The following is a 13,281-nucleotide window of genomic DNA, read 5'->3' on the forward strand; positions in this document are numbered from 1 at the left end:
GTGGCCAGCGTGACGTGAGGTCAGACGCGGGCGCGGCGGGGGCGGGTGCGGTCGAGCTCGGGGGAAATCGGCGTGAATTCGTGATCGTCGCCGGGGGGCAGGTGAAAGGCCCCGTTGGCCCAGTCCGCGGATTTCCATTCGCGGGTGGCGGTTTCGATCTTTTCTTTCGAGGACGAGACGAAGTTCCACCAGATATAGCGGTCCTCGCTCAGCGTAGCGCCGCCCAGCAGCATCAGCCGCGCGCCTTGTGGCCCGGCCTTGACCGAAAGGGAATCGCCGGGGCGGAACACCATCATGCGGCCTGCGTCAAAGCTGTCGCCTGCTATCTCGACCGTACCTTGGGTGACATAGACGCCGCGATCCTCGTGATCGTCGGGCAGCGGGAAGGATGCGCCGGGGGCGAGTTGGGCGTCGAGATAGAAGGTCTCGGACAGCATCGTCACAGGGCTGGTCTCACCATAGGCCGAGCCCAGGATCAGGCGGGCGCTGACGCCGTGATCGGTGATATGGGGCAACGCGGCCTGTTTGTGGTGTTCGAATTCGGGGGCCATATCCTCGTGCGCTTCGGGCAGCGCGATCCAGGTCTGGATGCCGAAGAGGCTGTGGTTCTGGCTGCGGGTTTCGGCGCTGGTGCGTTCGGAATGGGTGACGCCGCGACCGGCGACCATCCAGTTGACCTCGCCGGGGTAGATCATTTGATGTGTGCCGAGGCTGTCGCGGTGTTCGAATTCGCCCTGATACAGGTAGGTCACGGTGCCCAGCCCGATATGGGGGTGCGGGCGGACGTCGATGCCCTGTTGGGTGAGGAATTCGGCGGGGCCCATCTGGTCGAAGAAGATGAACGGGCCGACAAGCTGGCGTTGAACGGATGGCAGGGCGCGGCGGACCTCGAACCCGCCCAGATCGCGAGCGCGGGGGATGATCAGGGCGTCGAGCGCCGGGCTTTTGGAGGTATCTTCGGGGCTGTGGGTGGGATTCCAGCTCATGCCTGCTCTCCGGGTTGGGTGTGGCTTAGAGTGCGTCTATGCAGAATATATGGCTAAAATTTCGAAGTCTATTTGCATCATCGCACAGAAGCGGTGCGCCTTTTGTGTTATGATATCTCATAACCTCTACTACTGGAGGCGTCTTGTCGTTCAAATCTGGCGGCGCGGGCTCGGAATGGAAGGCAATCATGCTATCTTTGTCAGGCATGAAGGCCCGGTATCGGTCCGGGGCGTCACCTGAGGAACAAAGCTTGCCATGACCGGTCATTTAACCTCTCGCCGTTCACTGATTGCCGCCGGGGGCGCGGTGCTTATCACCGGGGTATCCGGCCTTGTTGTGCCCGCGCGGGCCAAGGGTGTGGGCCCCACGCCGACAATGCGGGGCGGGGCCAATAACTATCGCCCCGGCGCGCCGATCGTCGAGCGGATCGGCGGCGGCGGGTTCTGGATGACCGGCACTGTGCGGCGCGCAGGTGACGGAGCCCCCCTGCCCGGTCAGCGCATCCAGATCTGGGCGCACACCACCGAAGGCCACGAGCGCGACCAGCGTAGCCATGGAGCGACGCGGACCGATGCCAATGGGGAATTCCGGCTGGAGATGCCGCAGATCGTGCCCGCCTTTGGGCAGGCGCATGGGCATCTGGCCTATGACAGCGGCGATTTCGAGACGGTGTTTTTGCGGCCTGTCATGGCCAGTTCAAAAGACACGACCTTGGCCGCGCATTTTGTGTTGCAGCCTGTCTGAGCCTTGGTGCTGCGCAATGTTCTGATCTGGGGCGCCGTGGTCGTGACCGTCTCGGTGCCGGTTATCGCCGCGGCGTTCAGCCCTTTGTTGGCGTGGCGGCAGCCGGTTTATATCGTGGCTGGGTTTGCCGGGATCATCGCGATGGGGCTGTTGCCGATGCAGCCGCTATTGGCGGGGCGCTGGTTGCCCCTGTCTGCGATGGCCAGTCGTCGCTGGCATCGGGCCTGCGGGCTGGCTTTGATCGCGGCGATTGTGGTCCATGTGGCCGGGCTGTGGCTGACGAGCCCGCCGGATGTTGTAGATGCGTTGCTGTTTGTGTCCCCCACGCCGTTTTCCGTCTGGGGCGTGAGTGCGATGTGGGCGGCCTTTGCGGCGGCTTTGCTAGGGGTTTACCGACAGCGGTTGGGCGTGCGGTTTCGTTTGTGGCGGCTGGGCCATGCAGGGCTGGCGATTGTCACCATATCGGGCAGCGTTGTGCATGCGCTGCTGATCGAGGGCACGATGGAGGTCATGACCAAGGTGGGGCTGTGCGGACTGGTTGTGTTGGCAAGCGTCGCGACGGTGATCAGGCTTCGCATCTGGGAGACGGGGCGGCGCAGCTGAGTTTGGATGCGCCGCCGGGTGGGTGTTATGGTCCTGCCAGCCGTTTGGCATAAGACGCACGGTTCATCTGAACGTCCTGCACCGTGATGCTGCCGACCCGCGGCAGGGCGTTGGCCAGAACATCAAGAATAAGGGCGTTGAGCGCTGTGCGCGTGGTCTCGTCACGCCCCTGCATCAGCAAAAGCGTGGCGTGGACAAAGCTTTGGGGCTCGGACCCGATGCGGTAATAGGCCACCGGGATGGCGCGGACCTTGATCGTTTCGGCGTCGAACTCGGGATGGTCGGCCAAGACCTCGAACAGCCGGTCGCAGAGGGCCTGAACATCATGGGTCTGCTCGATCTCTTTCGAGAATTCCAATGTCACGTGGGGCATGGTGCAGTCCGCTCAGACGTCCAGACACCAGCGCATCACCGCCTTTTGCGCGTGCAGGCGGTTTTCGGCCTCGTCAAAAATGACCGAGTTGGGGCCGTCCATGACCTCGGACGTGGCCTCCTCCTCGCGATGGGCGGGCAGACAATGCATGAACAGGGCGTCGGGCTTGGCGTGGGACATGAGATCGGCGTTGACCTGATAGGGGCGCAGCATGTTGTGGCGGCGCTCCTTGGCGGATTGGGAATCGTGCATCGAGACCCATGTATCCGCGACCACCAGATCGGCCCCTTCGACTGCTTTGAAGGGGTCGCGTTCGATGGCGATGGTCGAGCCCTTTTGGCGGGCGAAGCCCATGAATTCGTCCTCGGGGTCCAGTTGGACCGGACCCGTGAAGGTCAGGTCGAACCCGAACTGCCCTGCGGCGTGCAGGAACGACGCGCAGACATTGTTGCCATCGCCGGTCCAGACCACTTTTTTGCCCGCGATGGGGCCGCGGTGTTCTTCGAACGTCTGGATATCGGCCATGATCTGGCAGGGATGGGTGCGGTCGGTCAGGCCATTGATCACGGGCACGTCCGAGTATTCGGCCATCTCGGTCAGGATGGTTTCGTCAAAGGTGCGGATCATGATCATGTCGACATAGCGCGACATCACGCGGGCGGTGTCGGCGATGGTTTCGCCATGGCCCAGCTGCATGTCCTTGCCCGAGAGCACCATGGTCTCGCCCCCCATTTGCCGGACGCCGACGTCAAAGGACACGCGGGTACGGGTGGAGGGTTTTTCGAAGATCAGCGCAACCATGCGCCCTGCCAGCGGTTGTTCGTCGTCGGGGGCAGCTTTGGGGCGGCCAAGGCGGGCCTGCTTCATCGCGGCGGCCTGGTCGATCATGGACCGCAGGGCGGTGGCGTCGGTTTTGTGGATGTCGAGGAAGTGGTTCATATCGTTTCGCTTTTGGTTAAGGTCGCGTGGGGGCCAGCCCCCACACCCCCGAAGTATTTTTGAACAGAAGAAGGGTCAGGCGGTTTCGAGATTGGCCTCGATCTGCGTGGCGGCTTTGTCGAGGCGGATCAGGGCCTGGGCGATGTCATCCTCGGTCAGGGTGAGTGGCGGCAGCAGGCGGATGACGTTGTCGGCGGCGGGGACCGTGATGACTTCGTTATCATAGCCCGCGTTGACCGCGTCGATATTGGGGGCCTTGCATTTGAGGCCGAGCATGAGGCCCGAGCCGCGGACCTCTTCGAACACCTCAGGATGGTCGGCGATCAGGCCTTCGAGTTTCTGACGCAGGAGGCCCGCCTTACGGTTGACGCCTTCGAGGAAGGCAGGCGTTGCGACCTGATCGATCACCGCGCAGCCGACGGCGCAGCCCAGCGGGTTGCCCCCGTAGGTCGAGCCATGGGTGCCTGCGGTCATGCCCGAGGCGGCCTCTTCCGTGGCAAGCACCGCGCCCAGCGGGAACCCTCCGCCGATGCCTTTGGCGACCATCATGATGTCGGGTGTGATGCCTGCCCATTCATGGGCAAAGAGCTTACCGGTACGTCCCACGCCGCATTGCACCTCGTCGAGGATCAGGAGCAGGCCGTTATCATCGCAGATTTGGCGCAGGGCCTTGAGTTCCGCATCGGGGACGGGGCGAATGCCGCCTTCGCCCTGCACCGGTTCGATCAGGATGGCCGCCGTCTGGTCGGTGATGGCGTTGGTGACGCCGTCGAGGTCTCCGAACGTCAGGTGTACGAAGCCGGGCAGCAGGGGGCCGAAGCCCTTGGTCATCTTCTCGGACCCGGCGGCGGCGATGCCTGCCGACGACCGGCCATGGAAGGAGCCGTCGAAGGTGATGATTTCGACCCGTTCGGGCTGACCTTTGTCATAGAAATACTTGCGGGCCATTTTCACGGCCAGTTCGCAGGACTCGGTGCCGGAATTGGTGAAGAACACCGTGTCGGCAAAGGTGTGCTCGACCAGCTTGTCAGCCAGCGCCTGTTGCTGCGGGATGTTATAGAGGTTCGAGACATGCCACAGCGCGTGCGCCTGTTCCGTCAGCGCCGCCACCAGCGCCGGGTGTGCGTGGCCCAGCGCGTTCACCGCGATGCCCGCGCCAAGGTCGAGGAAACGTCGGCCATCCGCCTCGGTCAGCCAAGCGCCTTCGCCCTTCACGAAGGTCAGGGGCGCGCGGTTATAGGTCGGCAGAACGGACGGGATCATCGGATCATCCTTTTTACGTAGCTTGAGCCCAAGTGAGTGATACACCGGAGCCGGGTTCGTCAACTGATTTGGCAGGGAATGCGCCGTTTTGCCGGGCGCAAAGGGATCAAACGGGGCCGGTTACGCGGTCAGGCGTCGGCGTCGAAGGATATGTTGGCGTTTGATCATGCGGGCCGTATAGCGGGCCGAGCGCCGTCTGGGAAGCCGGAAAATCGGCTTGCGGGAAATTTCAGGGGCCGGGTGCATTTCCCGCTTGCCATTTGTCGCGCCCTGCCCCACCGCTGGGCCATGTTCGTTGCCAAGGCCCACAACCCGCCGCTTGCGGCACTGCTGATCGTTGCCGCCAGCGCCTTTATCGCGGGCACGACGCTGTTGGCCAAGGCGCTGGGGACCGACACGCTGGGACCGGCGCTGCATCCGATGCAGATCAGCCACGGGCGGTTTCTGTTTGCCTTTCTGGTCATCCTCGGCGCGGTCGGCGTCCTGCGTCCGCGCCTCAGCCGTCCGCATTGGGGCCTGCATGTGGGGCGGACAAGCTTTGGCTGGATGGGGATCACGCTGATGTTCGCCTCGGTCGCCTTTATCCCGATGACGGATGCCACGGCGATATCCTTCCTGAACCCGGTCTTTGCGATGATGCTGGCGATCCCGCTGCTGAAAGAGGGCGTCGGCCCGTGGCGCTGGCTGGCCGCCGGTGTGGCCCTGGCGGGGGCGCTGGTGCTGTTGCGGCCCACGCCCGACAGCTTTCAGCCCGCCGCTCTGCTGGCGCTGGCCGCCGCGATGTCGATCGGGATGGAGCTGATTTTCATCAAGAAGCTCTCGGGCCGGGAAATGCCGATCCAAATCCTGCTGGTCAACAACGCGATGGGTCTGACCATCGCCTCGGTCGCGGTGAGTTTCGTGTTTCAGTGGCCGACGCCCGCACAATGGGCCGCGCTGGCGGGGATCGGCGTACTGATGGCCTGTGCGCAGGCCTGTTTCGTCAACGGCATGGCGCGGGCGGATGCGTCCTTTGTGGCGCCCATCAGCTATGCGGCGCTGATCTTTGCGGCATTCTATGATTTCGCGGTCTTCAGCGTGGTTCCCGATGGGATCAGCCTGATCGGATCAGCCATCATCCTGACCGGCGGGCTGATCCTTGTCTGGCGCGAGGCGCTTGCCAAGCGGGCCTGATCGCCGTTTCAGCGACCCGCGACCCGGATATTGCGGAGCGTGGTTTGGCGCGGCTGCAACCACTCGGCGATGTGGGCCGGATGTACCGGCGCAACCGGGTTGACGATGAATGCGCCAAGCCTTGCATCGGGGTGGCTGTCCGACAGGTCGCCCAGCGCCACCTCGCGGCGTTCGTCCCGCATCACTTCGACGATCTTGAGCACCTGCGCCACAGCGATCGAGCCATCGGGTTTCACCCGCACCCAGAACGTGTAATCGGGCCCATATTCGGCCTCGGCAGCGCGGATATAGGCGGCCTCGATCTCATCCACCGCCTGCTGGCGGGGGATGCCGTGGGTGTCGGCCAGAAACCCGGCCAGCGACAGCAGGGTCCGGTCACTGTCGAGCACGAAAGGCCCCGGCGTCTCAAGAAGAAGGTCCTGCGTCATAGGCCAAGATCCACCACGGGTTTGTCATTTCGGATCAGGCGTTGGCACAGCCTGTCGATATGTTTGCCCCCCGAATGCAGCGGGCGCGCCGGGGTCGCGACCCCCTGCCCTTCGAACAGGTCGGGGAACAGGAATTTCAACTCTTCCACCGCCTCGGGGCTGAGCATCTTCAGCGCCTCGGGCCCTACATAGAGCGACTCGGTATAGGCCTGATCGGCCATGACGACCGAGTGCTGTTCGAGCGCGAAATGGAAGTATTCGACCGCGTCCCAGCTTTCGATCACCTCGACCCCCGGCAAGCTGGTGAGTTTCTTGGCCGGGACCAGCGCCTCGGTATCCCCCAGAACCCGCTGCGCCACTTTCGAGCGCACCAGCAACCGGTGTTGGGGCGAAACCACAAGATCGGCCCCCGGCATCCCGTCGCCCAGCGCGCCCTTGCGGATCAGAACCGGCCGCATCCGGGGATTGAGCATCAGGTCAAGCGGCCCCAGTTTCCGGGACCCGATCCATTTCAGCGGCTGCGGCACACCCTCGATGGTCGAGACCAGATCGCCCACTTTCAAATCCTCGACCGGAACCTCGCCCTTGGGGGTCTGAATGCCGGTCCCGGCGCCGAAACAAACCATAAGTGAGACATTATCGAGAACGGTGCCGAGGCTGTTATCAGGCCCTTGTTCGGTGAACCGCAGCGAATAGTCGCCAGCGGCACCAAAGGTGAATTCGAGTTCGAACCGGTCAAAACTGCCGGCCGAGGTCGGTGTAACCGTCTGCGTGAAGATGACGTTTCCGCTGTCGTCCAGAACCTCGACCAGAACCGGGTCTGCCGCGCCGCCGCTTGTATTCCGCGCACCCAGATCGAAGCTGAGCGTTGCGGACTGGTTGTTGTTTTCCACCGTAAAATCTTGCTGAACCACCGAGGTCGCACCGGAGTTGCCATCGAGTTCCACGATGAGGTTCGATGAATCTCCGCCCGAGAAAAACAGCGATTCTTGACCGACTTCGATCTCGTTACCAGTCCAACTGCCGTACGAGTCGAATATCTGGAACCCACCCTGGATTCCGGGTGACTGGAAATCTCCGCCGACGATCAGTTCCTGCATTGGCGCTGTTCAACCTTCACTCGTTAGACACGTGGCACTGGCAACATAGGGGACATTGCACACCAAATTCCTAACCCGCGTCTGCCGGCGGGCCAACCAAATTTCCCGTGGAGCGCGGATCACGCCTTGAGCCGGTAGCCCGTACGCAACATCTGCCATGTGAGCGCGCCCACCAGAATGGTCGCACCTGCGCAGATCACCATCCCCAGCCAGGGCGAGCTGTCCGAGACACCGATCATGCCGTATCGCAACCCGTCGATCAGGTAGAAGACCGGGTTCACATGGCTCAGGCGGTTCAGCACCGGCGGCAGCGCCTGCACCGAGTAGAAGGTGCCCGACAGGAACGCCAAGGGCGTGACGATGAAATTGGTGATCGCCGCCATCTGGTCGAACTTGTTGGCAAATATCCCCGCGAATAGGCCCAGCGCGCCCATGAAGGCTCCGCCGAGCACGACGAAGATCAGCGCAATCAGCGGGTTCTGCGGCACGATGCCCAGCACCAGCGCCAGCGCGACGGCCACGACCAGAGCGATCAGGACGCCGCGCGCGACGCCGCCAGCCAGATAGCCCAACAGGATTTCCAGCGGCGACAGTGGCGGCATCAGCGTGTCGACGATGTTGCCCTGCACCTTGGAAATCACCATCGAGGACGAGGTGTTGGCAAAGGCGTTCTGGATCACCGTCATCATCATGATGCCCGGGGCCAGAAAGGTCAGGAACGGCACGCCCATCACGTCTGACCGGCTGGGGCCGATGGCGATGTTGAAGATCAGCAGGAACAGGCCCGCCGTGACCAGCGGGGCCAGCAGCGTTTGCGTCCAGACCGCCAGAAAGCGCAGGGTTTCGCGCTGTGCCAGCGTGTAAAGGCCCATCCAGTTGACCGCTCCGAAACGGCGCGCATCGTGATCGGTGAGATTCTGCATGATCTGCCTCATAGCTGATTCGAAGTCGCTTGTAACTCGGCCCGCAGTGATTAGAATAGGGGGCTGAGACGAATTCCCAAGGCGGCCCGAATCCGGGGCCGCTTTCCGCTTTTGAAAGGCAAATGATGTCCTGGACTGACGAGCGTGTAGAGCTGCTGAAAAAGATGTGGGGCGAGGGCCAGTCGGCCAGCCAGATCGCCAAGGAACTGGGCGGCGTGACCCGCAACGCGGTGATCGGCAAGGTCCACCGTCTGGGCCTGTCGAACCGCGCCACCGGCGCAAGCCCGGCCAAGGCCGAGCCCAAGGAAAAACCGGCCCCAGCACCCAAGGCCGAGGCCAAACCCAAACCCGCGCCCAAGACCGAACCGGCGCGCCCTGCCCCGGCCCCTGAGGCCAAACCGGCCACCCCGGCCCGCCGTCAGATCATCCCCGCCGGTCAGCCGCTGCCCCCCCAGCCCTCGGCGAACGAGATCAGCCCTGAGGCACTGGCCAAGGTCAACGAGATCGAGAAGAAGGCCAAGAAGCTTACGCTTATGGAACTGACCGAGAAAACCTGCAAATGGCCCGTCGGCGACCCCGCAACCGAGGATTTCTGGTTCTGCGGTCTGCCGGTCGAGGCCGGGAAGCCCTATTGCGAGGCGCATGTGGGCGTGGCGTTCCAGCCGATGAGCTCGCGCCGCGACCGGCGGCGGTAAGATACGGTGCGCCAGGTTCCGACAGCGATGGAGGATACCTGGCTGGCCCGTGCGAAACGCCTGTTGGCGCTGGCCGAAACCGGTCAGTATTTTACCAAAGACCCGTTCGACCGTGAGCGTTACGACGAGATTGCAGAAATGGCCCGCGCGATGCTGGCCGATCTGGGCCGTGTCCCTCTGACGCAGATTGACGGGCTGATTACCGAACACGTCGCAGGCTACGCGACGCCCAGCATCGATATTCGGGGCGCTGTCTTCCGCGATGATCGTATCTTGCTCGTGCGTGAACGCAGCGACGGGCGCTGGACAATGCCGGGCGGTTTTGCGGATGTCGGCAGCTCTCCGGCTGAGAATATCGAGCGCGAGGTTTTGGAAGAGGCCGGTCTGCGTGTACGGACAGAACGGTTGTTTGCCTTGCGCCACAAGGCGCGCCATCCCTACCCGCCCAATCCGAAAGACTTCTACAAGATTTTCTTTCTGTGCGCTCAGACGGACAGTGCCGATCCTGCTCCCGGCCTAGAGACTGACGATGTGGGCTTCTTTGCGCAGGATGCCCTGCCTGATCTGTCACTGACCCGGGTTATTCCGGCCGATATCTCGGAGGCGTTTGCGGCGCGCAAACAGAACACAAGGCCTGCAATTTTCGACTGAGCCACCCTATTGCGCCGGATGGGACGGCAAATCCGGCATCGGTACCCAGCCGGGTAGCTCGTCCGGCGCGATTGAGACGTGCAGACGCTCGGAGCGGTCGCGCCCCACCTTCCGGTGCTTGCGCAGCAGGAAAATCTTGCCCCAACCGCGCCATGTACCGACCGAGCGCGCGGATGTGTCGGTCGGGAACCGGTCGCGCCAGCCTTCGGGCAGCGGCAACCCGTGCAGTTCGGCCTTGTCCAGCATCCAGATCAAGGAGATGTTGCTGAGGGGGCGGGCCTCTTCGAACCCATTCAGTTGACCACCCACATCGCCGTGGGTGCCGCGGAACCAGACCTGTTCGACATGCCCCTTGAAATCGGGGGTACATTTCCACAGCACCGGCTCGAACACTTCGCGGGTCTCGTCCAGGGCCATGGCGTGATAGCCGTGGCGCGTGGCTGGGCCAAGCTGGTGGTTGTGGAAGGCGTGGCGTTCCTCGGCCCAGCGCCACAGCAGCGGCAGGCGCAGGCCCAGCGCCTTGACCGTATCCCAGACGCCGACCATCTCGATGGCGACATCTTCGTGACAAAACTGTTTCCGAAACTCGGCCGCCGCCGTGCCGTTGGCGGTGCATTCATAGTGGCGATAGGCCTGTTTGATATTGCGGACGGTGGCGTGTTCGGCCTTGAGCAGCCCGATTGCGTCGATCACGCCCGCAAGGCTGCGGACGCCGTATGCGCCGCGCGAATAGCCGATGAAGAAAATCTTGTCGCCGGGTTTGTAGCGCGAGGCGAGATAGCCATAAGCGCGGCGGATCTGGCGGTTGATACCGCGGCCCATCATCACGTCCAGCGAGGATTTCCAGCTGTCCCACTGAACCCCGGCCTCGTAAAAGACCGAGACCTTGCTGCCCCTTTCGCAGGCCAAACGCAGGGTTTGGCCTGCATGAGTTTCGCGCCCGGGCTCCAGCGTCGACATGGTGCCGTCAAGGATGATCACGTGGCTGATCGGTTCGCGGTGGCGCGACTCGGCCGAGTGCTCGGACCGTAAAGGCCGTCCGAGCCATCCCAGTACCTTTCTACTCAGCCGCGACAGAACCATGTGTCAGCAATTCCCATACTTTATGAGGGGTGAACGGCATATCCGCCTGTCGCACCCCGTAATCCCAGAGCGCGTCCTGAACCGCGTTTGCCACCGCAGCCAGAGCGCCCACGGTGCCGGCCTCGCCACAGCCTTTCATCCCCATGGGATTGGCGGTTGACGGAACCGGCGCCGAGGTAAACTTAATGATGGGTATCCCGGCGGCGCGGGGCAAGGCGTAATCCATCAACGAAGCCGTGAGCAGTTGCCCGTCGGCATCATGCACCACATGCTCGGTCAGGGCCTGTCCGATGCCTTGCGCGACGCCGCCATGCACCTGCCCTTCGGCCAGCATCGGGTTGATAAGGTTGCCGAAATCGTCAACCACCGTATAGCGGTCAACGTGGGTTTCGCCGGTGTAAGAATCGATAACAACCTCGGCAACATGCGCGCCGTTGGGATAGCTGCGCGCATCCAGGTTGGCGCGCGCCTCATGGCGCAGCAGATCGGTGCGACCATCGGCGCGGGCCATGTCTGCGGCCTCGGTCAGTGTGGGGGTCTGGTTCGACCCCGGCGCGCGGAAGGTTTCATGATCGAAACGCACGTCGTCCTCCTTAACGCCCATCTTATCGGCCAGATAGGGCGTGAATGCGGCGATCATCACGTCGATTGTGGCCAGAGTGGCCGTGCTTTGCACCGTGACCGACCGGGACCCGCCGGTGCCGCCGCCATGGGACAGACGGTCGGTATCGCCCTGCACCACGGTGATCCGATCCACCGGAACCCCGGTCTGATCCGACAGGAACTGGGCATAGACAGTCTCGTGCCCCTGCCCGTTCGATTGCGTGCCGACATAGAGGTTGACGGTGCCATCTCCGCAAAACTCGATCTTCGCGTTCTCAGAGGGGTCGCCCAGAATGCTTTCGACATAATAACAAAGGCCCTGCCCCCGGATCAGGCCGCGTTTGGCATCAGCGGCCTTGCGGGCGGCAAACCCGCCCGTCTGCTCGGCGGCGCGGCTCAACACCATGTCAAACTCGCCCACATCATAGGTTTCGCCTGTGGCGGTCTTGTAGGGGAATGCCTCGGGTTTGATGAAGTTGCGGCGGCGTAGTTCCCACGGGTCGACGCCCAGCTCGCGCGCGGCGCGGTCCATGACGCGTTCAAGGACATAGATCGCCTCGGGGCGGCCTGCGCCGCGATAGGCGTCGACCTGTGTGGTGTTGGTAAAGAACCCCTCGACCCGCAGATAGGTGGTTTGCACATCGTAAACACCCATCAGCACCTTGCTGAACAGGCTGGTCTGGATCGCCTGCCCGAAATGGCTGCTATACGCCCCGAGGTTCACCTTGCTGTGCACCCGGTAGGCGGTGATCTTGTTGGTTTCGTCAAAGGCCAGTTCCGCCAGCGAGGTCAGGTCGCGCCCATGGTGATCAGACAGCATCGCCTCGGACCGGTCGGACATCCAATGCACGGTCCGGCCAAGCTTCATGGCGGCGACCGAGACGCAGAAATACTCGGGATAGGGCATGACTTTCATGCCAAAGCCGCCGCCCACATCGGGGGTGGTGACGCGGATCGCCTCGGGCGCAAGCTTTAGCTTCTGCGCCAGCTGGGCGCGCATCGCCCACACGCCCTGCCCGCCATAGGCAAAATGCAACCGACCCTCGTCCCAGCTGGCCTGACAGCCGCGCGGTTCGATCGAGGTGATGATCACGCGGTTGTCCACCACGTTCAAAGACACCGTGCGGGCGGCGGCGTTGAACGCGGCCTCGGTCGCGGCCTCGTCGCCCAGATCCCAGTCAAAAGCGCGGTTGTCCGGGGCCTCTGGGTGCAGCGGCGCGCCGCCCGCGTGCAGGTCCAGCTTGGCGGGCATCTCGTCGATCTCGGCCCAGACCAGTTCCGCCGCATCGCGGGCCTGCGCCGGGGTCTCGGCAATGACAACGGCAATCGGCTCACCAACAAACCGGACGCGGTCTGCGGCCAGCATGTGGCGCTTGGTCTCAAGGATGTCAGAGCCGTCGCGGTTCGGCACCGTCGCCGCGTTCATAAGCGTGTCGATCCCCGCCGCAGTCAGGTCATCCAGCGACAGCACCAGATGCACCCCATCGGCAGCCCGCGCCGCGTCCAGATCCAGCGCGGTGATCTTGCCATGGGCCAGCTGGCTTCGGACAAAGACCGCGTGCAGCGCGCCTTGGGGCACCCCATCGTCCATATAGCGCCCCTGACCGGTCAGAAATCGCTGATCTTCGGTCCGTTTGACGGGCTGGCTTTTGCCGAATTTCTGCATGGGGTTTTCCTTTGGGTTGCGTCAGCTGCGAGAGTAGGTTGCGCGGCATC

At 63.3% G+C, this 13,281-nt stretch carries 14 protein-coding genes; 5 read left to right on the forward strand and 9 right to left on the reverse strand.

Annotated elements, in window-relative coordinates; translation table 11 throughout:
- Positions 1 to 20: 20 nt before the first annotated feature.
- Positions 21 to 986, reverse strand: coding sequence for a pirin family protein (locus ACR0J1_RS08670; protein ID WP_480732660.1), 966 nt, complete (start codon positions 984 to 986; stop codon positions 21 to 23).
- Positions 987 to 1,242: 256 nt separating this feature from the next.
- Here ACR0J1_RS08670 and ACR0J1_RS08675 point away from each other — a divergent pair, with 256 nt between their 5' ends.
- Entirely contained in the window at positions 1,243 to 1,731 is a 489-nt protein-coding gene (locus ACR0J1_RS08675; protein WP_480732659.1) for a twin-arginine translocation pathway signal, read from the forward strand.
- Positions 1,732 to 1,740: 9 nt separating this feature from the next.
- Positions 1,741 to 2,334 carry a ferric reductase-like transmembrane domain-containing protein gene (locus ACR0J1_RS08680; RefSeq protein ID WP_480732739.1) on the forward strand — a complete coding sequence of 198 codons (594 nt, stop codon included), beginning with the start codon at positions 1,741 to 1,743 and terminating at the stop codon, positions 2,332 to 2,334.
- A 25-nt stretch (positions 2,335 to 2,359) separates the two neighbouring features.
- Here ACR0J1_RS08680 and ACR0J1_RS08685 read toward each other — a convergent pair whose 3' ends face one another.
- From ACR0J1_RS08685 to ACR0J1_RS08695, 3 genes are all read right to left on the reverse strand, one after another.
- Positions 2,360 to 2,707: a 5-carboxymethyl-2-hydroxymuconate Delta-isomerase gene (locus ACR0J1_RS08685; RefSeq protein ID WP_480732658.1), complete on the reverse strand. Its 348-nt coding sequence runs from the start codon at positions 2,705 to 2,707 to the stop codon at positions 2,360 to 2,362.
- Positions 2,708 to 2,719: 12 nt separating this feature from the next.
- The gene (gene argF / locus ACR0J1_RS08690) at positions 2,720 to 3,646 is read right to left on the reverse strand and encodes an ornithine carbamoyltransferase (protein WP_480732657.1); all 927 of its coding nucleotides are present in this window, start codon (positions 3,644 to 3,646) and stop codon (positions 2,720 to 2,722) included.
- A gap of 75 nt (positions 3,647 to 3,721) precedes the next feature.
- Entirely contained in the window at positions 3,722 to 4,909 is a 1,188-nt protein-coding gene (locus ACR0J1_RS08695; protein ID WP_480732656.1) for an acetylornithine transaminase, read from the reverse strand.
- A 288-nt stretch (positions 4,910 to 5,197) separates the two neighbouring features.
- Here ACR0J1_RS08695 and ACR0J1_RS08700 point away from each other — a divergent pair, with 288 nt between their 5' ends.
- Positions 5,198 to 6,082 carry a DMT family transporter gene (locus ACR0J1_RS08700; protein ID WP_480529275.1) on the forward strand — a complete coding sequence of 295 codons (885 nt, stop codon included), beginning with the start codon at positions 5,198 to 5,200 and terminating at the stop codon, positions 6,080 to 6,082.
- A gap of 8 nt (positions 6,083 to 6,090) precedes the next feature.
- Here ACR0J1_RS08700 and ACR0J1_RS08705 read toward each other — a convergent pair whose 3' ends face one another.
- From ACR0J1_RS08705 to ACR0J1_RS08715, 3 genes are all read right to left on the reverse strand, one after another.
- Entirely contained in the window at positions 6,091 to 6,510 is a 420-nt protein-coding gene (locus tag ACR0J1_RS08705) for a NusA N-terminal domain-containing protein (protein ID WP_480528489.1), read from the reverse strand.
- Positions 6,507 to 7,610: a Hint domain-containing protein gene (locus tag ACR0J1_RS08710; protein ID WP_480732655.1), complete on the reverse strand. Its 1,104-nt coding sequence runs from the start codon at positions 7,608 to 7,610 to the stop codon at positions 6,507 to 6,509. The genes ACR0J1_RS08705 and ACR0J1_RS08710 overlap by 4 nt, the downstream gene beginning before the upstream one ends.
- A 119-nt stretch (positions 7,611 to 7,729) precedes the next feature.
- Complete coding sequence (locus ACR0J1_RS08715) at positions 7,730 to 8,533, reverse strand: ABC transporter permease (RefSeq protein WP_480732654.1); 804 nt, start codon at positions 8,531 to 8,533, stop codon at positions 7,730 to 7,732.
- 125 nt (positions 8,534 to 8,658) lie between these two features.
- Between ACR0J1_RS08715 and ACR0J1_RS08720 the strand changes: the two genes are divergently transcribed.
- Positions 8,659 to 9,228, forward strand: a complete 570-nt coding sequence (locus tag ACR0J1_RS08720; protein ID WP_480732653.1) for a GcrA family cell cycle regulator — start codon at positions 8,659 to 8,661, stop codon at positions 9,226 to 9,228.
- A 27-nt stretch (positions 9,229 to 9,255) separates the two neighbouring features.
- The gene (locus tag ACR0J1_RS08725; protein ID WP_480732652.1) at positions 9,256 to 9,879 is read left to right on the forward strand and encodes an NUDIX hydrolase; all 624 of its coding nucleotides are present in this window, start codon (positions 9,256 to 9,258) and stop codon (positions 9,877 to 9,879) included.
- Between the two features lie 6 nt (positions 9,880 to 9,885).
- On the opposite strand, the gene ACR0J1_RS08730 is transcribed toward ACR0J1_RS08725, so the two are convergent.
- Together ACR0J1_RS08730 and ACR0J1_RS08735 are read right to left on the reverse strand one after the other, a co-directional pair.
- Positions 9,886 to 10,962, reverse strand: coding sequence for a DUF2235 domain-containing protein (locus ACR0J1_RS08730; protein WP_480732651.1), 1,077 nt, complete (start codon positions 10,960 to 10,962; stop codon positions 9,886 to 9,888).
- The gene (locus tag ACR0J1_RS08735) at positions 10,940 to 13,231 is read right to left on the reverse strand and encodes a xanthine dehydrogenase family protein molybdopterin-binding subunit (protein ID WP_480732650.1); all 2,292 of its coding nucleotides are present in this window, start codon (positions 13,229 to 13,231) and stop codon (positions 10,940 to 10,942) included. Before ACR0J1_RS08735 ends, ACR0J1_RS08730 begins: the two co-directional genes overlap by 23 nt.
- Positions 13,232 to 13,281: the final 50 nt, after the last annotated feature.

This window comes from Ruegeria sp. CJ3 (assembly GCF_056536725.1).

Bases quoted from the DNA above. Each gene is read 5' to 3' on its own strand.
- ACR0J1_RS08670 (WP_480732660.1), bottom strand. From the start codon at position 986: ATGAGCTGGAATCCCACCCACAGCCCCGAAGATACCTCCAAAAGCCCG.
- ACR0J1_RS08675 (WP_480732659.1), top strand. From the start codon at position 1,243: ATGACCGGTCATTTAACCTCTCGCCGTTCACTGATTGCCGCCGGGGGC.
- ACR0J1_RS08685 (WP_480732658.1), bottom strand. From the start codon at position 2,707: ATGCCCCACGTGACATTGGAATTCTCGAAAGAGATCGAGCAGACCCAT.
- argF (WP_480732657.1), bottom strand. From the start codon at position 3,646: ATGAACCACTTCCTCGACATCCACAAAACCGACGCCACCGCCCTGCGG.
- ACR0J1_RS08695 (WP_480732656.1), bottom strand. From the start codon at position 4,909: ATGATCCCGTCCGTTCTGCCGACCTATAACCGCGCGCCCCTGACCTTC.
- ACR0J1_RS08700 (WP_480529275.1), top strand. From the start codon at position 5,198: ATGTTCGTTGCCAAGGCCCACAACCCGCCGCTTGCGGCACTGCTGATC.
- ACR0J1_RS08705 (WP_480528489.1), bottom strand. From the start codon at position 6,510: ATGACGCAGGACCTTCTTCTTGAGACGCCGGGGCCTTTCGTGCTCGAC.
- ACR0J1_RS08710 (WP_480732655.1), bottom strand. From the start codon at position 7,610: ATGCAGGAACTGATCGTCGGCGGAGATTTCCAGTCACCCGGAATCCAG.
- ACR0J1_RS08715 (WP_480732654.1), bottom strand. From the start codon at position 8,533: ATGCAGAATCTCACCGATCACGATGCGCGCCGTTTCGGAGCGGTCAAC.
- ACR0J1_RS08720 (WP_480732653.1), top strand. From the start codon at position 8,659: ATGTCCTGGACTGACGAGCGTGTAGAGCTGCTGAAAAAGATGTGGGGC.
- ACR0J1_RS08725 (WP_480732652.1), top strand. From the start codon at position 9,256: ATGGAGGATACCTGGCTGGCCCGTGCGAAACGCCTGTTGGCGCTGGCC.
- ACR0J1_RS08730 (WP_480732651.1), bottom strand. From the start codon at position 10,962: ATGGTTCTGTCGCGGCTGAGTAGAAAGGTACTGGGATGGCTCGGACGG.
- ACR0J1_RS08735 (WP_480732650.1), bottom strand. From the start codon at position 13,231: ATGCAGAAATTCGGCAAAAGCCAGCCCGTCAAACGGACCGAAGATCAG.